The organism is Streptococcus sp. 5346 (assembly GCF_013277455.1).
GTDB lineage: Bacteria > Bacillota > Bacilli > Lactobacillales > Streptococcaceae > Streptococcus.
In genome coordinates this window covers 196,206-219,171 of the sequence record NZ_VMMY01000009.1, presented here as the reverse complement: position 1 = coordinate 219,171, position 22,966 = coordinate 196,206, and the positions used below count along the sequence as shown (strand labels likewise).

The 22,966-nt window shown below is 40.8% G+C and carries 21 protein-coding genes; 19 read left to right on the top strand and 2 right to left on the bottom strand.

From position 1 onward, the window contains the following. A partial coding sequence (locus HT732_RS07025) for an ISL3 family transposase (protein WP_173254441.1) occupies positions 1–983 on the bottom strand: 983 nt, incomplete at its 3' end. Positions 984–1,259: 276 nt separating this feature from the next. Further along, entirely contained in the window at positions 1,260–2,246 is a 987-nt protein-coding gene (locus tag HT732_RS07020) for an L-lactate dehydrogenase (RefSeq protein WP_000204726.1), read from the bottom strand. A gap of 193 nt (positions 2,247–2,439) precedes the next feature. On the opposite strand from HT732_RS07020, the gene gyrA reads away from it, so the two are divergent. The 19 genes from gyrA to HT732_RS06925 all read left to right on the top strand — a co-directional run bounded on the left by gyrA (position 2,440) and on the right by HT732_RS06925 (position 22,768). Beyond that, positions 2,440–4,908, top strand: coding sequence for a DNA gyrase subunit A (gene gyrA, locus HT732_RS07015; RefSeq protein WP_173254440.1), 2,469 nt, complete (start codon positions 2,440–2,442; stop codon positions 4,906–4,908). Continuing rightward, a complete protein-coding gene (gene srtA / locus HT732_RS07010) occupies positions 4,908–5,651 on the top strand; it encodes a sortase SrtA (RefSeq protein WP_173254439.1) in 744 nt (247 codons plus the stop codon). The genes gyrA and srtA overlap by 1 nt, the downstream gene beginning before the upstream one ends. Before the next feature lie 139 nt (positions 5,652–5,790). Further along, the gene (locus HT732_RS07005; protein WP_173254438.1) at positions 5,791–6,588 is read left to right on the top strand and encodes a formate/nitrite transporter family protein; all 798 of its coding nucleotides are present in this window, start codon (positions 5,791–5,793) and stop codon (positions 6,586–6,588) included. 146 nt (positions 6,589–6,734) lie between these two features. Further along, on the top strand, positions 6,735–8,015 hold the full coding sequence (locus HT732_RS07000) for an O-acetylhomoserine aminocarboxypropyltransferase/cysteine synthase family protein (RefSeq protein ID WP_173254437.1): 1,281 nt from the start codon (positions 6,735–6,737) through the stop codon (positions 8,013–8,015). Between the two features lie 95 nt (positions 8,016–8,110). After that, the gene (locus HT732_RS06995) at positions 8,111–9,385 is read left to right on the top strand and encodes a DUF2130 domain-containing protein (protein ID WP_173254436.1); all 1,275 of its coding nucleotides are present in this window, start codon (positions 8,111–8,113) and stop codon (positions 9,383–9,385) included. A gap of 56 nt (positions 9,386–9,441) precedes the next feature. Beyond that, positions 9,442–10,302: a hypothetical protein gene (locus HT732_RS06990; protein WP_173254435.1), complete on the top strand. Its 861-nt coding sequence runs from the start codon at positions 9,442–9,444 to the stop codon at positions 10,300–10,302. A 28-nt stretch (positions 10,303–10,330) separates the two neighbouring features. Continuing rightward, complete coding sequence (gene truB, locus HT732_RS06985) at positions 10,331–11,209, top strand: tRNA pseudouridine(55) synthase TruB (protein WP_173254434.1); 879 nt, start codon at positions 10,331–10,333, stop codon at positions 11,207–11,209. Between the two features lie 109 nt (positions 11,210–11,318). Then, positions 11,319–11,957: a uridine kinase gene (gene udk / locus HT732_RS06980; protein WP_001181376.1), complete on the top strand. Its 639-nt coding sequence runs from the start codon at positions 11,319–11,321 to the stop codon at positions 11,955–11,957. Between the two features lie 127 nt (positions 11,958–12,084). After that, the gene (xseA, locus tag HT732_RS06975; RefSeq protein ID WP_173254433.1) at positions 12,085–13,425 is read left to right on the top strand and encodes an exodeoxyribonuclease VII large subunit; all 1,341 of its coding nucleotides are present in this window, start codon (positions 12,085–12,087) and stop codon (positions 13,423–13,425) included. Further along, positions 13,403–13,615 carry an exodeoxyribonuclease VII small subunit gene (locus tag HT732_RS06970; RefSeq protein WP_000043226.1) on the top strand — a complete coding sequence of 71 codons (213 nt, stop codon included), beginning with the start codon at positions 13,403–13,405 and terminating at the stop codon, positions 13,613–13,615. Before xseA ends, HT732_RS06970 begins: the two co-directional genes overlap by 23 nt. After that, positions 13,612–14,487 (top strand): polyprenyl synthetase family protein, encoded by an 876-nt coding sequence (locus tag HT732_RS06965; protein ID WP_173254432.1) that lies wholly within the window; start codon positions 13,612–13,614, stop codon positions 14,485–14,487. The genes HT732_RS06970 and HT732_RS06965 overlap by 4 nt, the downstream gene beginning before the upstream one ends. Further along, positions 14,480–15,295 carry a TlyA family RNA methyltransferase gene (locus HT732_RS06960; protein WP_173254431.1) on the top strand — a complete coding sequence of 272 codons (816 nt, stop codon included), beginning with the start codon at positions 14,480–14,482 and terminating at the stop codon, positions 15,293–15,295. Before HT732_RS06965 ends, HT732_RS06960 begins: the two co-directional genes overlap by 8 nt. After that, positions 15,288–15,719, top strand: a complete 432-nt coding sequence (locus tag HT732_RS06955) for an arginine repressor (protein WP_020900686.1) — start codon at positions 15,288–15,290, stop codon at positions 15,717–15,719. The genes HT732_RS06960 and HT732_RS06955 overlap by 8 nt, the downstream gene beginning before the upstream one ends. A 6-nt stretch (positions 15,720–15,725) precedes the next feature. Then, the gene (gene recN / locus HT732_RS06950; RefSeq protein ID WP_173254430.1) at positions 15,726–17,393 is read left to right on the top strand and encodes a DNA repair protein RecN; all 1,668 of its coding nucleotides are present in this window, start codon (positions 15,726–15,728) and stop codon (positions 17,391–17,393) included. Position 17,394: 1 nt separating this feature from the next. Next, positions 17,395–18,123 (top strand): metallophosphoesterase family protein, encoded by a 729-nt coding sequence (locus tag HT732_RS06945; protein ID WP_173254429.1) that lies wholly within the window; start codon positions 17,395–17,397, stop codon positions 18,121–18,123. A gap of 78 nt (positions 18,124–18,201) precedes the next feature. Beyond that, positions 18,202–20,025: a translation elongation factor 4 gene (lepA, locus tag HT732_RS06940; protein WP_001047207.1), complete on the top strand. Its 1,824-nt coding sequence runs from the start codon at positions 18,202–18,204 to the stop codon at positions 20,023–20,025. Between the two features lie 400 nt (positions 20,026–20,425). Next, positions 20,426–20,902, top strand: a complete 477-nt coding sequence (locus HT732_RS06935; RefSeq protein WP_000521985.1) for a PTS sugar transporter subunit IIA — start codon at positions 20,426–20,428, stop codon at positions 20,900–20,902. Between the two features lie 38 nt (positions 20,903–20,940). Next, positions 20,941–21,246: a PTS sugar transporter subunit IIB gene (locus HT732_RS06930; RefSeq protein WP_000590549.1), complete on the top strand. Its 306-nt coding sequence runs from the start codon at positions 20,941–20,943 to the stop codon at positions 21,244–21,246. Between the two features lie 46 nt (positions 21,247–21,292). Beyond that, positions 21,293–22,768, top strand: a complete 1,476-nt coding sequence (locus HT732_RS06925) for a PTS galactitol transporter subunit IIC (protein ID WP_173254428.1) — start codon at positions 21,293–21,295, stop codon at positions 22,766–22,768. Positions 22,769–22,966: the final 198 nt, after the last annotated feature.

Here is a 22,966-nt window from a genome sequence, read left to right as displayed (position 1 = left end):
GGTTCCTTATTCTGAAAGTGAAAAAGCAAGAGCTGATAGAGATTATAGTGGTGTTTCAAGTCTTCTGAATAGCTCAAAAGCTTGTCAAGAATCTCTTTATTGGTTAAGTGCATACGAAAAGTAGGGCGATAAAATCGCTTATCACTGAGTTTACGACTATCTTGTTGAATGAGCTTCCAGTAACGTTTGATGGCTTTGTATTCATGGGATTTTCGATCGAACTGATTCATGATTTGAACACGGACACGACTTATAGCACGGCTGAGATGTTGGATAATATGGAAACGATCTAGAACGATTTTAGCACATGGGAAAAGCTGTTTAGCTAAGGCATAGTAGGGACTAAACATATCCATAGTAATGATTTTCACTCGACATCGGACGGCTCTATCATATTTAAGAAAGTGATCACGAATGACAGCTTGTGTTCTACCCTCAAGAACAGTGATGATGTTGAGATTATCAAAATCTTGTGCAATGAAACTCATCTTTCCCTTAGTGAAGGCATACTCGTCCCAGGACATAATCTCAGGAAGACGAGAAAAATCATGCTTAAAGTGGAAATCATTGAGCTTTCGAATGACAGTTGAAGTTGAAATGGAAAGCTGATGGGCAATATCGGTCATAGAAGTCTTTTCAATTAACTTTTGCGCAATCTTTTGGTTGATAATACGAGGAATTTGATGATTCTTCTTGACGAGTGAGGTCTCGGCGACCATCATTTTCGAGCAATGATAGCACTTGAAACGACGCTTTCTAAATAGAATTCTAGTAGGCATACCAGTCGTTTTGAGGTAAGGAATCTTAGAAGGTTTTTGAAAGTCATATTTTTTCATTTGACTTCCACAATAAGGACAAGATGGAGCATCGTAGTCCAGTTTGGCGATGATTTCTTTGTGTGTATCTCTATTGATGATATCTATAATTTGAATATTAGGGTCTTTAATGTCTAGTAGTTTTGTGATAAAATGTAATTGTTCCATATGATTCTTTCTAATGAGTTGTTTGATCGCTTTTCATTATAGGTCATATGGGACTTTTTTTCTACCCTAAAATAGGCTCCATAATATCTATAGGGATTTACCCACTACAAATATTATAGAGCCCTTTTTTGTATATGAGCAAAGTTTTTACTTTTGATTTAATGCAACTGTAGCTAAAGAGTAAATCGTTGCTTGTTCCATACTTTTTGTGTGATGTGTGTGTAAATACAGAAAAAAACAACTCCCTGATGCTTCAAGGAGTTGTCTATAGTTAAATTAGTTTTTTGAAGCTGCTTGGAATTCTGGGTTTTTCCATGCTTCGTCAATGATAGCTTGCAATTCTTTAGCAGATGCTTGCATTTTTTGAGTTTCTGCGTCGTTCAATGGGATATTTACTGGACGAACGATACCATGTGCACCAACAACAGCTGGTTGACCGATAAAGACATTCTCAACTCCGTATTGGCCTTCTTGGAAGACTGAAAGTGGAAGTACTGCGTTTTCGTCGTCAAGGATTGCTTTTGTAATACGAGCAAGGGCTACTGCGATACCGTAGTATGTTGCACCTTTTTTGTTGATGATTGTGTAGGCTGCATCACGAACACCTTCGAACAATTCAATCAATTCAGCTTCTTGAACATTTTGAGTGTCTTTAAGGAATTCTTCAAGGTTTACACCAGCGATGTTTGCGTGTGACCAAACAGCGAACTCAGAGTCACCGTGTTCACCCATGATGTAGGCGTGAACTGAACGAGCATCAACATCCAATTTTTCAGCAAGTGCTTGACGGAAACGAGCTGAGTCAAGTGAAGTACCTGAACCGATAACGCGTTCTTTAGGGAATCCAGAGAATTTCCAAGTTGAGTAAGTCAAAACGTCAACTGGGTTAGCAGCAACAAGGAAGATACCTTTGAAACCTGATTCAACAACTTGAGTTACGATTGATTTGTTGATAGCAAGGTTTTTACCTACAAGGTCAAGACGAGTTTCACCTGGTTTTTGAGGCGCACCTGCAGTGATCACAACAAGGTCAGCGTCTGCACAGTCAGAGTATTGAGCTGCATAGATTTTTTTAGGTGAAGTGAAGGCAAGGGCGTGACTAAGGTCAAGCGCGTCACCAACAGCTTTTTCATGCAATTGTGGAATTTCGATAATTCCAAGCTCTTGTGCAATTCCTTGGTTAACCAGTGCAAAAGCGTAAGATGAACCTACAGCACCATCTCCGACAAGGATAACTTTTTTGTGTTGTTTAGTTGAAGTCATTGTTCTAAACATCTCCTTAATTTTATTAGGGGATTTTCCCCAGACAACTTCATTCTATCACTTTTAAAAAACTTTGTCACGAATATGCCTTATAGTTCTCGATGTAAACGTTTTAGTGGGTTAGAGGCTGAAATAGATGGGAATTTATGGTATAATGTTGTTACTTACTAATTGTGAAATGAGGCATTTATTAATGCAGGATAGAAATTTAGTGAATGTCAATCTGACAAAGGAGATGAAGACGAGCTTTATCGATTACGCCATGAGTGTTATCGTAGCGCGGGCTCTTCCTGATGTTCGAGATGGATTGAAACCTGTTCACCGTCGGATTCTCTATGGAATGAATGAATTGGGTGTTACTCCAGACAAACCCCATAAAAAATCTGCTCGTATTACAGGGGACGTCATGGGTAAATACCACCCACACGGGGATTCCTCTATCTATGAAGCCATGGTTCGTATGGCTCAATGGTGGAGTTACCGTTACATGCTTGTAGATGGGCATGGAAACTTTGGTTCCATGGATGGAGATGGTGCTGCCGCCCAGCGTTATACTGAGGCACGCATGAGCAAGATTGCTTTAGAAATGCTTCGAGATATCAATAAGAATACGGTTGATTTCGTCGATAACTATGATGCCAATGAACGGGAACCCTTGGTCTTGCCTGCACGTTTTCCAAACCTTTTGGTCAATGGAGCAACTGGTATTGCCGTTGGGATGGCAACCAATATTCCGCCTCACAACTTGGGTGAAACCATTGATGCAGTGAAGTTGGTCATGGACAATCCTGAAGTGACTACCAAGGACTTGATGGAAGTCTTGCCTGGACCAGATTTTCCAACAGGTGCCCTTGTCATGGGGAAATCAGGTATTCATAAGGCTTATGAAACGGGTAAAGGTTCTATTGTCCTACGTTCTCGTACTGAAATTGAAGAAACTAAGACTGGCCGTGAGCGCATCGTTGTAACGGAATTTCCTTACATGGTCAATAAAACTAAGGTGCATGAGCATATTGTTCGTTTGGTTCAGGAAAAACGCATTGAGGGGATTACAGCAGTACGTGATGAGTCAAACCGTGAAGGTGTGCGATTTGTTATCGAAGTTAAGCGCGATGCCTCAGCCAATGTTATCCTCAATAACCTCTTCAAGATGACCCAGATGCAAACCAACTTTGGTTTTAATATGTTGGCGATTCAAAATGGTGTACCGAAGATTTTATCCCTTCGTCAAATTTTGGACGCTTATATCGAGCACCAAAAAGAAGTAGTTGTTCGTCGTACACGTTTTGATAAGGAAAAAGCGGAAGCGCGCGCTCATATCTTAGAAGGTCTCTTGATTGCGCTAGACCATATCGACGAAGTGATTCGTATCATCCGTGCTAGTGAAACGGATGCGGAAGCTCAAGCTGAGCTGATGAGCAAGTTTAAGCTTTCTGAACGTCAAAGTCAAGCTATCCTTGATATGCGTCTTCGTCGTTTGACAGGTTTGGAACGAGATAAGATTCAGTCTGAGTATGATGACCTCTTGGCTCTAATTGCGGATTTGGCGGATATTCTTGCTAAGCCTGAACGTGTTTCTCAAATTATCAAAGACGAATTGGATGAAGTTAAGCGTAAGTTTGGCGACCAACGCCGTACAGAGTTGATGGTCGGTGAAGTCTTGAGTCTTGAAGATGAGGACTTGATTGAAGAATCGGATGTTTTAATTACGCTTTCTAACAGAGGCTACATCAAACGTCTGGACCAAGCTGAGTTTACTGCTCAAAAACGTGGGGGTCGTGGTGTCCAAGGAACAGGTGTTAAGGATGATGATTTTGTTCGTGAGTTAGTGTCAACTAGCACCCATGATCACCTGCTCTTCTTCACAAATAAAGGGCGTGTCTATCGCTTGAAGGGGTATGAAATCCCTGAGTATGGTCGGACGGCCAAAGGACTACCAGTAGTTAATCTCTTGAAATTGGACGAAGGTGAAAGTATTCAGACTATTATCAATGTTGAGTCTGAACGCAGTGATGATGCTTATCTCTTCTTCACAACCCGTCATGGTATTGTAAAGAGAACCAGCGTTAAGGAATTTGCTAATATTCGTCAAAATGGACTTAAAGCACTGAATCTTAAAGATGAAGATGAGTTAATTAATGTCTCGTTGACGGAAGAAGAGACGGATATTATTATTGGTACCAAGTTTGGTTATGCAGTTCGCTTTAATCAATCAGCCGTTCGCGGCATGAGTCGTATCGCCACAGGTGTGAAAGGTGTGAATCTCCGTGAGGGAGACACAGTAGTTGGTGCTAGCGTAATTACTGATCAAGACGAGGTTCTTATCATCACAGAAAAAGGATATGGTAAGCGTACAGTCGCGACTGAATATCCAACTAAAGGTCGTGGTGGTAAAGGGATGCAAACTGCTAAGATTACAGAAAAGAACGGTTCTCTTGCTGGTCTTATGACCGTTAAAGGCGATGAAGATTTGATGATTATCACTGATACAGGTGTCATGATTCGAACCAACGTTGCCAATATTTCACAAACAGGACGCTCAACTATGGGAGTTAAAGTAATGCGTCTGGATCAAGATGCTAAAATTGTAACCTTTACTACGGTTGCAGCGGCAGAAAAAGAAGAAGTTGGGACAGAAAACGAAACAGAAGGTGAAGCATAATGTCTCAAAAAAATAATAAGAAGAAAAACAAACGAAAAAATCTACTGACAAATATCCTGGCAGGATTTCTGATACTACTATCAATTGCTTTGATTTTTAATGCTAAAATTCGTGATATTTTCATAGTTTGGAATACCAATAAGTACCAAGTTAGTCAGGTATCAAAAGAAAAAATAGAAGAAAATCAGGATACAGAAGGAAATTTTGATTTTGATTCTGTCAATGCTATCTCTTCTGAAGCGGTTCTAGCTTCTCAATGGGATGCTCAAAAATTACCAGTTATCGGCGGAATTGCAGTTCCTGAATTAGAAATGAATCTGCCAATTTTTAAAGGTCTTGATAATGTCAATCTCTTCTATGGTGCTGGTACGATGAAACGCGATCAAGTGATGGGGAAAGGAAATTATAGTCTAGCTAGTCATCATATTTTTGGTGTCAATAATGCTAATAAAATGTTATTTTCTCCTTTAGATAACGCTAAAAATGGTATGAAGATTTATCTAACCGATAAGGATAAAGTTTATACTTATGAAATACGTGAAGTCAAACGTGTTACACCGGATCGTGTTGATGAAGTTGATGATAGAGATGGGGTAAATGAGATTACATTAGTAACCTGTGAAGACCTTGCTGCTACAGAACGTATTATTGTAAAAGGCGATTTGAAAGAAACAAAAGAATATTCACAAACATCTGATGAAATTCTAACAGCTTTCAATCAACCATATAGACAATTTTATTAATACAAATCAGTGAAATCCTGGATTTCACTGATTTTTTAAGCTTTTCATAAGAATAAACTTTTATGAAATACAGAAAACGCTTCCTTAATTTTAACGTTTGTGATATAATTATCAGGTAAAAAATTTTTAGGAGTTTATTATGGTTTCTTCAGAATTTATCTCAAAGATTGAATTTGCTTGCAAGAAGAAAGAAAGTCTTTATACTCAAAGCAAATTTAAGTATGCGATTCGTTCTATGTTCGCAGGTGCATTTTTAACCTTCAGTACAGCTGCTGGTGCAGTTGGGGCTGACTTGATTAATAAAATTGCGCCAGGTAGTGGACGCTTCCTCTTCCCATTTGTCTTTGCTTGGGGCTTGGCCTACATTGTTTTCTTGAATGCCGAGTTGGTAACATCAAACATGATGTTCTTGACTGCAGGTAGTTTCTTGAAAAAAATCTCTTGGAGAAAAACAGCTGAGATTTTACTATACTGTACCTTGTTCAACCTTATCGGAGCCTTGATAGCAGGTTGGGGCTTCGCTCACTCGGCAGCCTATGCAAATCTGACTCACGATAGTTTCATCTCAGGGGTTGTTGAGATGAAGTTAGGCCGCTCAAATGAATTAGTCTTGCTTGAGGCGATTTTGGCAAATATTTTCGTTAATATTGCGATTCTTTCATTTGTTTTGGTCAAAGATGGTGGCGCCAAACTTTGGCTTGTGTTGTCAGCTATTTACATGTTTGTATTCTTAACAAATGAGCACATTGCTGCGAACTTTGCTTCTTTCGCGATTGTAAAATTCAGTGTTGCTGCGGACTCAATTGCCAACTTCGGTGTTGGAAATATGCTTCGTCATTGGGGTGTAACTTTCATCGGAAACTTGATTGGTGGTGGTCTCTTGATGGGTCTTCCATACGCCTTCCTCAATAAAAACGAAGATACTTATGTAGATTAAGAAAATGAGCACGATTGATTCGTGCTTTTTTCGATTTTGTAAGAAGTAATAGCCACTCCTTATATCAAAATATAGAAAAGATGTATTAGTCAAGATAATCCTAAGGTGCTACAATATCTCTAATCAAACTATATGGAGGTCGCTTTATGACTCGTGATTTTAAATTTGAAACCTTACAATTGCATGCTGGGCAAGTAGTTGATCCAGCAACTAAGTCTCGTGCAGTGCCGATTTATCAAACAACATCCTTTGTTTTTGATGATACGCAGGAAGGTGCTGATTTGTTTGCCTTGAGGAAGCCAGGTAATATCTATACTCGTATTACCAATCCTACAACAGCTGCCTTTGAAGAAAGAATTGCTGCCCTTGAAGGTGGTGTTGGAGCTCTTGCAACAGCTTCAGGGATGGCTGCAGTGACTTATACGATTTTGGCGCTTGCCCATGCGGGTGACCATGTAGTAGCAGCATCAACTATTTACGGTGGAACCTTCAATCTTTTGAAAGAAACTCTTCCTCGTTATGGGATCACAACAACCTTTGTGGACGTAGATAATTTGGAGGAAGTGGAAGCGGCTATCAATGACAATACCAAGCTTGTCTTGATTGAAACCTTGGGCAACCCCTTGATTAACATTCCAGACCTGGAAAAATTGGCTGAGATTGCTCATAAGCATCAGATTCCACTTGTTTCTGACAATACCTTTGCCACACCTTATTTGATTAACGTTTTTTCTCATGGTGTAGATATTGCCATTCACTCTGCGACTAAGTTTATCGGTGGGCATGGTACGACTATTGGTGGAGTGATTGTCGATAGTGGTCGTTTTGACTGGGAAGCTTCAGGGAAATTCCCTCAATTTGTTGAGGAAGACCCAAGCTACCACAATTTGAGCTATACTCGTGATGTGGGTGCAGCAGCCTTTATTATCGCTGTCCGTGTTCAATTGCTTCGCGATACAGGTGCAGCCTTGTCACCATTCAATGCCTTTCTCTTGCTCCAAGGACTTGAAACTCTTTCACTTCGTGTGGAACGCCATGTGCAAAATGCAGAGAGAATTGTTGATTTCCTTGTCAACCATCCTAAGGTAGAAAAAGTCAACTATCCAAAACTTGCAGATAGTCCTTATCATGCCTTGGCTGAGAAATACTTGCCTAAAGGTGTGGGCTCAATCTTTACTTTCCATGTCAAAGGTGGGGAGGCAGAAGCACGCAAGGTAATTGATCATTTAGAAATCTTTTCTGACCTAGCAAACGTAGCAGATGCTAAATCGCTTGTTGTTCATCCAGCTACAACCACTCACGGTCAATTGTCAGAAAAAGACCTGGAAGCAGCAGGTGTCACACCAAATCAAATTCGTTTGTCAATCGGACTTGAAAATGTAGATGATTTGATCGAAGATTTGCGCTTGGCCTTGGAAAAAATTTAAAGTAAAAGAAGATAAACAGTGGGTTTCGACTCGCTGTTTTTGATTTTCCTTCAGGCATGATATAATGGATAAAGAAGTCTAGAAAGAGGAACGCTATGAACGAAATCAAATGTCCCAACTGTGGGGAAGTCTTTACAGTAAATGAAAGTCAGTATGCTGAACTTTTATCCCAAGTGAGAACGGCAGAGTTTGATAAGGAATTGCACGACCGGATGAAGCAGGAACTGGCCTTGGCTGAGCAAAAGGCCATGAATGAACAACAGTCTAAACTGGCTCAAAAAGACCAAGAAATTGCGCAATTGCAGAGTCAAATCCAAAACTTTGATACAGAAAAAGAATTGGCCAAGAAAGAGGTTGAACAGACAAGCCATCAGGCCTTATTGGCTAAGGATAAGGAAGTACAGGCCTTGGAAAACCAATTGGCCACCTTGCGTTTGGAACATGAAAATCAACTACAGAAGACCCTTTCTTACCTAGAAAAAGAACGAGACCAGGTTAAAAATCAGCTTCTCTTGCAAGAAAAAGAAAACGAACTCTCTCTTGCTTCTGTTAAACAAAACTACGAAGCTCAGCTTAAAGCAGCTAGTGAACAAGTCGAATTTTATAAGAATTTCAAAGCTCAACAATCTACAAAAGCCATCGGTGAAAGTCTGGAACACTATGCAGAGAGTGAGTTTAACAAGGTCCGTAGTTTCGCCTTCCCAAATGCTTACTTTGAGAAGGATAACAAGGTTTCAGCGCGTGGGTCTAAGGGTGACTTTATCTTTCGGGAGTGTGATGAAAATGGAGTCGAAATTATTTCCATCATGTTTGAGATGAAAAATGAAGCAGATGGAACAGAGAAGAAGCACAAGAATGCAGATTTTTACAAGGAATTGGACAAGGACCGTCGGGAGAAGAACTGTGAATATGCCGTTTTGGTGACCATGCTTGAGGCCGATAATGACTACTTTAACACAGGGATTGTTGACGTCAGTCACGAGTATGAAAAGATGTATGTGGTCCGTCCTCAGTTCTTTATTCAGTTGATTGGGCTTTTGCGAAATGCGGCTCTTAATTCCCTTAAATACAAGCAAGAGTTGGCCTTGGTTCGCGAACAAAATATTGATATTACGCATTTTGAAGAAGACTTGGATGCCTTTAAACAGGCCTTTGCTAAGAACTATAATTCAGCTTCTACCAACTTTGGTAAGGCAATCGATGAAATCGACAAGGCTATCAAACGTATGGAAGAGGTTAAAAAGTTCCTAACAACATCTGAAAACCAACTCCGCCTTGCAAACAATAAATTGGAAGATGTTTCGGTCAAAAAATTGACTCGAAAAAATCCAACCATGAAAGCGAAGTTTGAAGCGCTGAAGGGGGAGTAGTTTCATTTGTAATGTATGGTGGCACTAGTTCAACAATATGAATGGGGAATTATATAATGAATAATAAAAGTTTAATACCTATGCCTGATCTCAATTTGAATGACATAGTTCATCTATCAAAAGAAAATGAAAAGTTAATTGTTAATTTTCTAAGTACATCAGATGAGTTACATACAATCAATCAATTTTATCATGTCTATATCTTTAATTTTTGTCAAATATTTTATCACTTTGAGTTGGGTACTAACGATAACATAAGGAAACAAAATGGTTTGAATGGTGATGAATTCATTATTATTAATTCTTTACTTATAAATTTAATGAGTTCATCTAAGACTTTAGTTGATTTGTTAATCAACTTTGATAAAAAGTATTCACAAAAGTTAGAAAAAATGATAAACAAAATATATGATTCAGAGCTTTCGTATATATTAATTATGACTTTAAGAAATTTCGCATTGCATGGGCACATTCCTTTATATTTCAATCAAAATAGGTATAGCTTTAATTTAGATTATATACTAAAAGAAGGTGAAAAGTTTAATTTCAGTAAGTCATCAAAGGAAGCTTTCACAAAAATTCGTGATGAAATTAGGCATATGTATGGAGATATAGCAAATATTGCTTTTACAACAACTCTTATGGATTTTCACCTTAATTTACTAAAGATTTATTATCAATTTTATATCGAAAATCAATCTTTATTAGAAAGTTTCTTTAAATCTGTAGAGTTAAAATTACAAAAAGAGAAAAGAAAAATAAAAAATGGACAATTAATTATAGAGATTGATGGGGAACTTCACAGTATTATAATGTGCAGTAAAACAAAATTGTTTAAGAAACTAATGCAGGAAGCAAAAATTAACTTTTATGATTTTAAGAAACAAAAGCTAAAAAGTCGTAGGGAAAAAAATTAGAAGGTATCAGGAAATCAGAAAGCAAGATATGAACGGTATTATCAACTTAAAAAAAGAAGCGGGGATGACCTCGCATGATGCGGTTTTTAAACTGCGTAAGATTTTGGGAACAAAGAAGATTGGTCATGGTGGGACCTTGGATCCGGATGTGGTGGGTGTTTTGCCCATTGCGGTTGGCAAGGCGACGCGGATGGTCGAGTTTATGCAGGATGAGGGCAAGGTCTATGAGGGGGAAATCACTCTCGGCTATTCCACGATGACAGAGGATGCCAGTGGGGAAGTGGTCGCTGAGACACCCGTTCTGTCGCCCTTGGATGAAAAGCTTGTCGATGAAGCGATTGCTAGCTTGACTGGGCCTATTACTCAGATTCCGCCTATGTATTCAGCTGTCAAGGTCAATGGTCGTAAGCTTTATGAGTATGCGCGTGCTGGGCAAGAAGTGGAGCGTCCAGAACGTCAGGTGACCATTTATCAATTTGAGCGGACAAGTCCAATTTCTTATGAGGATCATCTTGCATGTTTTACTTTCCGTGTAAAATGCAGTAAAGGGACTTACATCCGTACCTTGTCAGTTGATTTGGGAGAGAAGCTTGGTTATGCGGCTCATATGTCACATCTAACACGGACTAGTGCAGCTGGTTTGCAACTAGAAGATGCTCTTACCTTGGAAGAAATTGCTGCAAAAGTGGGGGCTGGCCAATTGGACTTTCTTCATCCTCTAGAGATTGGGACAGGAGACCTTGTCAAAGTTTTCCTAAGTCCAGAAGAGGCTGCAGAAGTGCGCTTTGGTCGTTTTATAGAGCTCGAACAAACAGAACAAGAATTAGCTGCCTTTGAAGGCGATCAATTGCTAGCTATTCTAGAAAAACGGGACAATCTCTACAAACCACGAAAGGTTTTTAGCTAGTCTAACTGGGGTGTGGGGAGTGTTGTTTCCCCTAGACTATCCAAATCAGACTATAAATTTTGTAAAAAATGTGATAGAATAGACGACGGATAAAAAAACGGAGGATAGCATGCAAAATAGACCAATCATTATCGGAGTGACAGGTGGTTCTGGTGGAGGTAAGACCAGTGTTTCAAGAGCCATTTTATCGCATTTTCCTGATGAAAAGATTTCCATGATTGAGCATGATTCATACTACAAGGATCAGTCTCATTTGACCTTTGAAGAGCGTGTCAAAACCAACTATGACCATCCTTTTGCCTTTGATACAGACTTGATGATTGAGCAGATTAAGGAATTGTTGGCAGGGCGTCCGGTGGACATTCCGACTTATGACTATACAGAGCATACACGAAGTAGCAAGACCTATCGTCAGGAGCCTCAGGATGTCTTTATCGTTGAGGGGATTTTGGTCTTGGAGGACAAGCGTCTGCGCGATTTGATGGATATCAAGATTTTTGTGGATACGGATGATGATGTGCGCATTATTCGTCGTATCAAGCGCGATATGGAAGAACGTGGCCGTAGTCTTGATAGCGTTATTGACCAGTATTTAGGTGTGGTTAAACCTATGTATCATCAGTTTATCGAGCCGACTAAGCGTTATGCTGATATCGTCATTCCTGAAGGGGTTAGCAATACAGTGGCTATCGATCTTTTGACGACCAAGATTGCAAAGATTTTGGAAGAAGCTCGAAACAGCAAATAATCAGATGTGGAGGCCTTGCCTCCTTTTTCTATTTTTCCCTTATAATGGTACATAAATGGAGATTTTTAGGCATATTTTTGGTATAATAATACCCATGAAAGAGCAAGTAAATGAATAGTAGGTGGAGATGGAAAAGTATTTATCGGTAACAACTTTGACCAAGTATCTGAAAATGAAATTCGATAAAGACCCTTACTTGGAACGGGTCTATTTAACTGGTCAAGTTTCCAACTTTCGTAAACGACCTACTCACCAATATTTCTCCCTAAAGGATGACCATGCAGTTATTCAAGCGACCATCTGGTCTGGGATTTATCAGAAATTAGGCTTCGACCTTGAAGAAGGGATGAAGATCAATGTGATTGGGCGTGTGCAGGTCTATGAACCAAGTGGTAGCTACTCCATTATCATTGAAAAGGCTGAGCCTGATGGAGTTGGGGCGCTTGCGATTCAGTTTGAACAACTCAAGAAAAAATTGACAGAAGAAGGCCTGTTTCAAGAGAGGTTCAAGCAACCTCTGCCCCAATTTTCTAAGAGAATTGGTGTAGTGACCAGCCGCAGTGGAGCCGTTATTCGAGATATTATCACGACTGTCAGCAGGCGATTTCCAGGTGTCGACATTCTTCTTTATCCGACCAAGGTTCAAGGTGAAGGGGCTGCAGAGGAAATTGCTCGAAATATTGCGCGTGCTAATCAACGGGACGATTTGGACTTGCTGATTATTGGTCGTGGTGGTGGTTCCATCGAGGATCTCTGGGCTTTTAACGAAGAAATTGTGGTACGAGCTATTTTTGAATCTCGTTTGCCAATCATTTCTAGTGTGGGACATGAGACGGATGTGACCTTGGTGGATTTTGTGGCAGATAGGCGGGCTGCAACGCCGACAGCTGCAGCTGAACTAGCAACACCTGTGACCAAGTTGGATGTATTAGCTCATTTGCAAAATCAGGAAAAACGGATGGCAACAGCAGTCCGAAATGTCCTATCGAAGAAACAAGAAGCTTTGAAAAAATGCAGTCAGTCTGTTATCTTTAGACAGCCAGAGCGTTTGTATGATGGCTATTTGCAACGCTTGGATCAATTGCAACTGCGCTTAAAACAAAGTTTACGAACACGGATTTCTGATAACAAGCAATTGGTCCAAGCAAGGACGCATCAACTGGTACAATTATCACCTGTTACCAAAATTCAACGTTATCAAGACCGTCTAGGCCAGTTGGACAAGCTCCTCCGTAGCCAAATGGCGCTGGTTTATGATGCCAAGGTTGCTGAAGTGAAGCGACTTTCGGAAGCCTTGCTGATGTTGGATACCAGTCGAATCGTGGCGCGTGGCTATGCAATTGTCAAAAAAGAAGAGTCCGTAGTTGATTCGGTTGAAAATTTGAAGAAAACAGACCAAGTGACGCTTTTGATGCGAGATGGTCGAGTAGAATTAGAGGTTAAAGATGTCAAAACAAAAGAAATTTGAGGAAAATCTAGCAGAACTGGAGACTATTGTCCAGAGTTTGGAAAATGGTGAAATTGCTCTGGAAGATGCGATTGCTGCCTTTCAAAAGGGTATGGTCTTGTCAAAAGAACTCCAAGCGACGCTGGACAAGGCTGAAAAGACCTTGGTCAAGGTCATGCAAGAAGACGGAACAGAAAGTGATTTTGAATGAAGAAGCAAGAAAAATTAGCTCTTGTCGAGTCAGTCCTGGAAGACTTTTATGGAGACCAGCAGTTTGCCTCTAGTTTGCGAGAGTCTGTTCTCTATTCCATTCATGCTGGTGGCAAGCGTATTCGACCTTTTCTCTTGTTAGAAGTTCTGGAAGCCTTGCAGGTTGCTATCAAACCTGCTCATGCCCAAGTGGCCGCGGCCTTGGAAATGATTCATACAGGGAGCTTGATTCACGATGATCTACCTGCTATGGATGATGACGATTATCGACGAGGGCGGTTAACCAATCATAAGAAATTTGGCGAAGCAATGGCTATTTTGGCTGGAGATGCTTTATTCCTAGATCCTTATGCTTTGATAGCGCAGGCAGATTTGCCAAGTCAGATTAAGGTGGACTTGATTGCCAACTTATCTCTTGCTTCAGGAAGTCTAGGCATGGTAGCAGGGCAAGTTTTGGATATGGAGGGAGAACGCCAACATTTGTCTTTGGAAGAACTCCAGATCATTCATGCTAATAAGACTGGGAAACTACTAGCCTATCCCTTTCAAGCGGCTGCTATTATAGCCGAATTGGTACCTGAGATGCAGGTGAAGCTGAAAACGGTTGGTGAATTGATTGGGCTTGCTTTTCAAGTTCGAGATGATGTACTGGATGTGACCGCCAGTTTTGAGGAAATCGGTAAGACACCACAAAAGGACTTGCAGGCAGAAAAGTCAACCTATCCTGCCTTGTTGGGCTTGGAAGAGGCCATTGCCTTTTGTAACCAAACCTTGGATCAAGCTAATGCAAAACTAGAGGAAATTGCTCAGCAGGTTCCCTTTGAAACAGAATCAATTGTAAGTGTAGTAGAAAGTTTGAGAATCAATGGCTAAGGAAAGAGTGGATGTACTAGCTTATAAACAGGGCTTGTTTGAAACGCGAGAACAGGCCAAGCGCGGTGTCATGGCTGGACTAGTCGTAGCAGTCCTGAATGGAGAACGGTTTGATAAACCAGGAGAGAAAATCCCGGACGACACCGAGCTAAAACTCAAGGGTGAAAAACTCAAGTATGTCAGCCGTGGTGGCTTGAAATTAGAAAAGGCCTTGCAGGTCTTTGATTTGTCAGTTGATGGAGCGACCACGATTGATATCGGTGCCTCTACTGGAGGTTTTACCGATGTCATGTTGCAAAATGGTGCTGAGTTAGTCTTTGCAGTTGATGTTGGTTCCAATCAGTTGGCTTGGAAACTACGCCAGGACCCGAGAGTTGTCAGCATGGAGCAGTTTAATTTCCGCTATGCTGAAAAGACCGATTTCGAAAAGGAACCGAGCTTTGCCAGTATTGACGTGAGTTTCATTTCCCTCAGTCTGATTCTTCCGGCCTTGCACCGTGTGTTGGCTAATCAAGGTCAGGTTGTGGCTCTGGTTAAGCCCCAGTTTGAGGCAGGACGTGAGCAGATTGGGAAAAATGGAATTATTCGAGATGCCAAGGTTCATCAACATGTCCTTGAATCTGTCACAGCTATGGCAGTAGAGGAAGGCTTTTCAGTCCTTGGATTGGATTTTTCTCCCATACAAGGTGGGCATGGAAATATAGAATTTTTAGCGTATTTGAAAAAAGAAGAGTCAGCAAGCAATCAAGTTCTTGCTGAGATTGAAGAAGTAGTAGAGAGGGCGCATAGTCAATTTAAAAATGAATAAAAAAGAGAGACTTGAAAAAATTAGACGATTTGTGACAGATTATCAAATCGGCACGCAAGAAGAAATCGTAGAACATTTGAAAGAGGCGGGCATCACTGCCACTCAGGCAACGGTATCACGAGATATCAAAGAGCTGGGCATTGTCAAAATTCCTTTGAGAGACAACACCTATGTCTACGAATTGCCAAAATCAATCGTGAAAAGTTTGCAACTAGCTGAAGACAATATTGAATCAGCTGAATTGATGGATAAGATGATTAATCTCCAAGTTATTCCAGGAAATACAGCTTTTGTAAAAGCTCAGTTAATCGAGACTTTTGCGGATAAGATTTTTAGCTGTTTGGCTGATGATAGTTCGATTTTAGTCATTGCCAGAAGTGAAAGTCTAGCTGAGGAAATCTTTGAACAAGTAAAAAATTGGTAGGTCTATATGTTACTTGAAATTTCGATAAAAAACTTTGCCATTATTGAGGCTATTTCCCTCAATTTTGAAAAGGGGATGACTGTCTTGACTGGTGAAACGGGTGCAGGGAAGTCGATTATCATTGATGCCATGAATATGATGTTGGGAGCTCGTGCGACGACAGATGTTATTCGTCATGGTGCGCCAAAGGCAGAGATAGAGGGGCTTTTCTCAGTTGAGAATAGTCGCCTTTTACAGGAAATTTTTGATGAGCAAGGTTTAGAATTGGGTGATGAGATTATCATTCGTCGGGAAATTCTGCAAAATGGTCGTAGTATCAGCCGTGTGAATGGCCAGATGGTCAATCTGTCTGTTTTGCGTGCTATTGGACAACATCTAGTAGATATTCATGGTCAGCATGACCAAGAAGAGTTAATGCGTCCCCAACTGCATATCCAGATGTTGGATGAATTTGGTGATATAGCTTTTTGGAACTTGAAAGAAACCTATCAAACGAGTTTTGATGCCTATCGTAAAATGCGTAAGCAGGTTCTGGAAGTCAAGAAAAACCAACAGGAACACAAGGCACGTATCGAAATGTTGGAATTTCAAATGGCAGAGATTGAGGCAGCAAACTTGAAAGCTGGAGAAGATCTGGCTCTCAATCAAGAGCGTGATAAATTTCTCAATCATAAAAATATTGCGGATACGCTGACCAATGCCTACAGTATGTTGGACAATGAAGAGTTCTCGAGTCTGGCCAATGTTCGTTCAGCCATGAATGACATGGAAAGTGTCGAAGAGTATGACCCTGAATATCGTGAAATTTCAAGCTCACTATCTGAGACCTACTATGTCTTAGAAGACATTAGCAAGCGTCTGGAAGCTATTATTGAGGACCTTGATTTTGACGGAAATCGTCTTATGCAGGTTGAGAATCGTTTGGACCTCCTTCATACCATCACCCGTAAGTATGGTGGGACTGTAGACGATGTCTTGCTTTATTTTGCCAAGATTACGGAAGAATACAATCTCTTGACAGGTAATAACCTTTCGTCTGAGGACATGGAAGCAGAGCTTAAAAAATTAGAAGTCAATCTTGTTAATTTGGCAGGTCAGCTTGCCTCTGCTCGTCATGACTTGGCTCAGCAGCTCGAGGCTGAGATTAAACAAGAACTGCAAGATCTTTATATGGAAAAAGCCCAGTTTCAGGTTCGTTTTAGCAAGGGCAAATTCAGTCGTGAGGGCAATGAAATGGTCGAATTTTACATTTCAACCAATCCTGGTGAAGACTTTAAACCCTTGGTCAAGGTTGCATCTGGCGGAGAATTGTCTCGCCTCATGCTAGCCATTAAGTCTGCCTTTTCTCGTAAAGAAGGCAAGACAAGTATTGTCTTTGATGAGGTGGATACGGGAGTTTCAGGCCGTGTAGCTCAGGCTATCGCGCAGAAGATTCACAAGATTGGCCAGCACGGTCAGGTACTAGCTATTTCCCATTTGCCACAAGTGATTGCGATTGCGGATTATCAATTCTTTATTGAGAAGATTAGTAATGACCATTCAACAGTTTCGACTGTTCGTCTCTTGACGGTTGAAGAGCGAGTAGAGGAAGTTGCTAAGATGTTAGCAGGTGATGATGTGACGGAAGCAGCCCTGACGCAAGCCAGAGAATTGTTGAGAAACAGGGAGAAATAAGATGACAGACTATTATGTAATTGGAGATGTTCACGGAAAAGCTGGGATGCTAGAAGACCTTCTCAAAACATGGGATGGTCAGACCCAGTTACTCTTTCTAGGGGATTTGATTGACCGTGGTGAAGATAGTCGCCGTGTCCTAGAGATAGTTAAGGACTTGGTCGATAATCAAGGGGCAATCTGTTTGTCAGGAAACCACGAGTATATGTTTTTGACTTGGCTCGATGACCCAGAAGAAAGCTATGACCATTATCGTCGCAATGGTGGAGATACAAGCATTAACTCTATCCTAGGTCGTCCCTTGGATGCACCAGTTGATGGAGTTGAGGATGCCAAGCGTGTTGCTACTGAAGCGGCAGACTTGGTCGAATTTATTCGTCAAATGCCATTTGTAGTAGAGACAGACAAGTATATCTTTGTACATGCGGGTATTGATTTGACATTGGATGACTGGCATGAAACTACAGATTACAAGAAAGTATGGCTTAGAAAACCATTCCACGAAGCCGAAAATCATACTGGAAAAACCATTGTCTTTGGTCACACACCAGTTTATGGTTTGCTGAAGCAAGAGCGTGGTACTGCTGAGCTTTGGACTACAGAAGATGGCAAGATTGGGATGGATGGAGGAGCTGTTTATGGTGGTGTCCTTCATGGGATTGTCTTTACAGACCAAGGAATGACAGAACACCACTTTATCGAAAATGACGGCTTTGTCGCTGAAGATTAGTACTCCTAGCAGGGTATGGTCTTGTCAAAATGTCAAAAACAATTTATAATAAATAGATACCCTGAAAGGAAGAGAATCATGAACTTAGAAGAATTGAAAAAACGACAGGAGAAGATCCGTAACTTCTCTATTATTGCCCATATTGACCACGGGAAATCAACTCTAGCAGACCGCATTTTGGAAAAGACAGAGACAGTATCCAGTCGTGAAATGCAAGCTCAACTTTTGGATAGTATGGATTTAGAGCGGGAACGTGGGATTACCATTAAGTTAAATGCCATCGAGCTGAATTATACTGCAAAAGATGGGGAAACTTATATTTTCCACTTGATTGACACGCCGGGACACGTAGACTTTACCTATGAAGTTTCGCGTTCGCTAGCTGCCTGTGAGGGGGCTATTTTGGTGGTAGATGCCGCTCAAGGGATTGAGGCTCAAACCCTTGCCAATGTTTATCTGGCCTTGGATAATGATTTGGAAATCATGCCAGTCATTAACAAAATTGACCTACCAGCTGCAGATCCTGAGCGCGTGCGTACGGAGATTGAAGATGTCATTGGTTTGGATGCCAGTGAAGCAGTTTTGGCTTCTGCTAAGGCTGGTATTGGTATAGAGGAAATCCTTGAGCAAATTGTAGAAAAAGTGCCAGCTCCAACAGGTGATGTGACGGCGCCACTTAAGGCTTTGATTTTCGACTCAGTTTATGATGCTTACCGTGGGGTTATTCTCCAAGTGCGTGTTATGGATGGGGTGGTTAAACCTGGCGATAAGATTCAGCTTATGAGCAATGGCAAGACTTTTGATGTTACGGAAGTCGGTATCTTTACACCCAAGGCAGTTGGTCGTGATTTCCTTGCGACTGGTGATGTTGGTTATATTGCGGCTTCTATCAAGACTGTTCAGGATACTCGTGTGGGTGATACCGTTACCTTGGCAACCAATCCTGCAGCAGAGCCATTACATGGTTACAAACAGATGAATCCTATGGTTTTTGCGGGTCTCTATCCTATCGAGTCAAACAAGTACAATGACCTACGTGAAGCCCTTGAAAAATTGCAGCTGAATGATGCTAGTCTCCAATTTGAACCAGAAACATCTCAGGCACTTGGATTTGGTTTCCGTTGTGGTTTCCTTGGACTTCTCCATATGGATGTTATCCAAGAACGTTTGGAACGTGAGTTTAATATCGACCTTATCATGACAGCTCCGTCTGTTATCTATAAAGTCAATCTGACCGACGGAGAGTCTATGGATGTGTCAAACCCATCTGAGTTCCCAGATCCTACCAAGATTGCGACCATTGAAGAGCCTTATGTTAAAGCGCAAATTATGGTACCACAGGAGTTTGTCGGGGCAGTAATGGAATTAGCTCAGCGTAAGCGTGGGGACTTTGTGACTATGGATTATATCGATGATAACCGTGTTAATGTCATCTATCAAATTCCACTTGCTGAAATCGTCTTTGACTTCTTTGATAAGCTTAAGTCTTCAACTCGTGGTTATGCAAGCTTTGACTACGAATTGTCAGAGTATCGTCCGTCTAAGCTGGTGAAAATGGATATCCTTCTCAATGGAGACAAGGTAGATGCCCTTAGCTTTATCGTTCACAAGGATTTTGCCTACGAACGTGGGAAACTCATCGTTGATAAACTCAAGAAAATCATCCCTCGCCAACAATTTGAAGTTCCAATCCAAGCAGCTATTGGACACAAGATTGTCGCTCGTACTGACATCAAGGCCCTTCGTAAAAACGTACTTGCTAAATGTTATGGTGGTGACGTTTCTCGTAAGCGTAAACTCCTTGAAAAACAAAAAGCTGGTAAGAAGCGTATGAAAGCCATCGGATCAGTAGAAGTCCCACAAGAAGCCTTCCTCAGCGTCTTGAGCATGGATGAAGAATAAGTTATCAGAAATGCCTTTCCTTCTTCACAGGAAATTTATATCAGAATCAATAGTAAAGCAGGCTTTAATGGTCTGCTTTTTTAGTTTTCATACTCTTTGAAAATCTCTTCAAACCATGTCAGCGTCGCCTTACCGTAGATATGATCACTGACTTCGTCAGTCTTATCTACAACCTCAAAACTGTGTTTTGAGCAACCTGCGGCTAGCTTCCTAGTTTGCTCTAATATTAGAACATAAAAAATGCTTGGAGTATTTGTTTGTGTGTTTATTTTTATATAACAAACTATAAACACAACAAAAATATAAAAAAAGAGACAAAAATCAACAGAAAACTATTGACAACGATTTCATATAGTGTTATACTTATGGCATAAAGTTAATGGAAAGAAGGGAAAACTTTATGGGATTAGATCATTTCTTTGACAAAAACCTTGTGTTTTGCTTAGAAGCGAATAATCAAGAACATCTCTTTGATCAGGTTGCAACTTTATTGGAAGAACGAGAAATCGTGACTCCAACCTATCGTGAAGCCTTGATCACGCGTGAAAAGTCATTTCCAACTGGCTTGGATATGGAATTTTTGGGTAAGGATTTGCCGAATGTGGCTATTCCTCACACAGATATTGTTCATAATTTAGCGGAGAAAGTTGTAGTGGTTCGATTAGAGAAACCGGTGACTTTCCACAATATGATTGCGCCGGATAAGGAAGTAGAAGTATCCTTGCTCTTCTTTATCATCAATAACTCGAGTTCAAGTCAAACGAACATTCTTGCTCAGTTGATGGACTTCTTCACAGGAAATGGTCATCTTGAAGACCTATCAAAGATTTCTGAACCAGAAGCCCTCTATGCTTATATAGCTGAAGCAATCGCTTAATCTTGTCTATTAAAAATATTAAATCGGAGGAGATCCATATGATTAAAATTCTTGCTGCCTGCGGTGCAGGTGTTAACTCAAGCCACCAAATTAAAAGTGCTCTTGAAGAAGAACTTTCAAACCGTGGTTACGATGTTCACTGTGATGCAGTCATGGTCAAAGATGTTAACGAAGACCTTATCAAAGGTTATGACATCTTCACACCAATTGCTGCGACAGACCTTGGTTTTGACCCAGGTATTCCAGTTATCGAAGCTGGACCAATCCTATTCCGTATCCCAGCTATGAGTGCTCCAGTATTTGACAATATTGAAGCAGCTATCAAAGAACACGGATTAAGCTAATTCTAATTTGTTAACATTCATATAACATAAAAAGGGAGGAACTGTTATGGATGCAATCTTTGACCTAATCAAAAAGGTTTTCACGCCCGTCTTAGATATGGGTGGTCCTGTCATCATGTTGATCATTTTGACAGTATTGGCTTTACTTTTTGGAGTGAAATTCTCCAAAGCGCTTGAAGGTGGTATCAAACTTGCCATCGCTCTTACAGGTATCGGTGCCATCATCGGTATGCTAAACACTGCTTTCTCAGCATCACTAGCAAAATTCGTTGAAAACACTGGTATCCAATTGAGTATCACTGACGTTGGTTGGGCACCACTTGCAACAATCACTTGGGGATCTGCTTGGACACTTTACTTCTTGCTCATCATGTTGATTGTCAACATAGTGATGCTTGCTATGAAGAAAACAGATACACTTGACGTCGATATCTTCGATATCTGGCACTTGTCTATCACAGGTCTTTTGATTAAATGGTATGCTGACAACAATGGTGTGAGTCAAGGGGTTTCACTCTTTATTGCTACAGCAGCTATCGTCCTTGTTGGTGTGTTGAAAATTATCAACTCTGACTTGATGAAACCTACATTTGATGACCTTCTTAACGCTCCAAGTTCATCACCAATGACATCAACTCACATGAACTACATGATGAACCCAGTTATCATGGTTTTGGATAAGATTTTTGAAAAATTCTTCCCAGGTCTTGATAAATACGACTTTGACGCCGCAAAATTGAATAAGAAAATCGGTTTCTGGGGTTCTAAATTCTTTATCGGTTTCATCCTTGGTATTGTTATCGGTATTATGGGAACTCCACATCCAATTGCAGGGGTTGAAGATGCAGATAAATGGCGTCTTGTTATCAGAGGATGGTTGTCTCTTGGTTTGACTGCCGGTGTATCTTTGGAACTCTTCTCACTTATCGGTTCATGGTTCATCGCAGCCGTAGAACCACTATCACAAGGTATTACAAACGTTGCTACTAAACGTCTTCAAGGACGTAAATTTAACATCGGTCTTGACTGGCCTTTCATCGCTGGTCGTGCTGAAATCTGGGCTTGTGCTAACGTACTTGCACCAATCATGTTGGTTGAAGCTGTGCTTCTTTCAAAAGTCGGAAATGGTATCTTGCCACTTGCAGGTATCATCGCTATGGGTGTTACTCCAGCTCTCTTGGTTGTAACACGTGGTAAATTGCTCCGTATGATTATCTTTGGAACACTCTTGTTGCCACTCTTCCTTCTTTCAGGTACACTTATCGCACCATTTGCAACAGAACTTGCTAAAGGTGTAGGTGCCTTCCCAGCAGGTGTGAGTGAAACTCAATTGATCACTCACTCAACTCTTGAAGGACCAATCGAAAAACTTCTTGGTTGGACAATTGGTAACACTACAACAGGTGATATCAAAGCAATCCTTGGTGCAGTAGTCTTCCTGGTATTCTATATCGGTATCTTTGCTTGGTACAGAAAACAAATGATCAAACGTAACGAAGAGTACGCAGCAAAAGCAAAATAATGCGCTCCTATAAAATGTAAGCTCAATGAAAATCAAAGAGCAAACTAGGAAGCTAGCCGCAGGCTGTACTAAAGTACGGCAAGGCGACGCTGACGAAGTTTGAATTGGATTTTCGCAGAGTGTAAATTGTTGAAACTAGGTTGTCATACCGTTTAGGAGTGACAGCCTAGTTTTTTATAAACTATTAAGAAATCGGAG

What these genes read in the sequence shown, in the direction of transcription:
- HT732_RS07020 (WP_000204726.1), bottom strand. Translation starts at nt 2,246, where the DNA reads ATGACTTCAACTAAACAACACAAAAAAGTTATCCTTGTCGGAGATGGT.
- gyrA (WP_173254440.1), top strand. Translation starts at nt 2,440, where the DNA reads ATGCAGGATAGAAATTTAGTGAATGTCAATCTGACAAAGGAGATGAAG.
- srtA (WP_173254439.1), top strand. Translation starts at nt 4,908, where the DNA reads ATGTCTCAAAAAAATAATAAGAAGAAAAACAAACGAAAAAATCTACTG.
- HT732_RS07005 (WP_173254438.1), top strand. Translation starts at nt 5,791, where the DNA reads ATGGTTTCTTCAGAATTTATCTCAAAGATTGAATTTGCTTGCAAGAAG.
- HT732_RS07000 (WP_173254437.1), top strand. Translation starts at nt 6,735, where the DNA reads ATGACTCGTGATTTTAAATTTGAAACCTTACAATTGCATGCTGGGCAA.
- HT732_RS06995 (WP_173254436.1), top strand. Translation starts at nt 8,111, where the DNA reads ATGAACGAAATCAAATGTCCCAACTGTGGGGAAGTCTTTACAGTAAAT.
- HT732_RS06990 (WP_173254435.1), top strand. Translation starts at nt 9,442, where the DNA reads ATGAATAATAAAAGTTTAATACCTATGCCTGATCTCAATTTGAATGAC.
- truB (WP_173254434.1), top strand. Translation starts at nt 10,331, where the DNA reads ATGAACGGTATTATCAACTTAAAAAAAGAAGCGGGGATGACCTCGCAT.
- udk (WP_001181376.1), top strand. Translation starts at nt 11,319, where the DNA reads ATGCAAAATAGACCAATCATTATCGGAGTGACAGGTGGTTCTGGTGGA.
- xseA (WP_173254433.1), top strand. Translation starts at nt 12,085, where the DNA reads ATGGAAAAGTATTTATCGGTAACAACTTTGACCAAGTATCTGAAAATG.
- HT732_RS06970 (WP_000043226.1), top strand. Translation starts at nt 13,403, where the DNA reads ATGTCAAAACAAAAGAAATTTGAGGAAAATCTAGCAGAACTGGAGACT.
- HT732_RS06965 (WP_173254432.1), top strand. Translation starts at nt 13,612, where the DNA reads ATGAAGAAGCAAGAAAAATTAGCTCTTGTCGAGTCAGTCCTGGAAGAC.
- HT732_RS06960 (WP_173254431.1), top strand. Translation starts at nt 14,480, where the DNA reads ATGGCTAAGGAAAGAGTGGATGTACTAGCTTATAAACAGGGCTTGTTT.
- HT732_RS06955 (WP_020900686.1), top strand. Translation starts at nt 15,288, where the DNA reads ATGAATAAAAAAGAGAGACTTGAAAAAATTAGACGATTTGTGACAGAT.
- recN (WP_173254430.1), top strand. Translation starts at nt 15,726, where the DNA reads ATGTTACTTGAAATTTCGATAAAAAACTTTGCCATTATTGAGGCTATT.
- HT732_RS06945 (WP_173254429.1), top strand. Translation starts at nt 17,395, where the DNA reads ATGACAGACTATTATGTAATTGGAGATGTTCACGGAAAAGCTGGGATG.
- lepA (WP_001047207.1), top strand. Translation starts at nt 18,202, where the DNA reads ATGAACTTAGAAGAATTGAAAAAACGACAGGAGAAGATCCGTAACTTC.
- HT732_RS06935 (WP_000521985.1), top strand. Translation starts at nt 20,426, where the DNA reads ATGGGATTAGATCATTTCTTTGACAAAAACCTTGTGTTTTGCTTAGAA.
- HT732_RS06930 (WP_000590549.1), top strand. Translation starts at nt 20,941, where the DNA reads ATGATTAAAATTCTTGCTGCCTGCGGTGCAGGTGTTAACTCAAGCCAC.
- HT732_RS06925 (WP_173254428.1), top strand. Translation starts at nt 21,293, where the DNA reads ATGGATGCAATCTTTGACCTAATCAAAAAGGTTTTCACGCCCGTCTTA.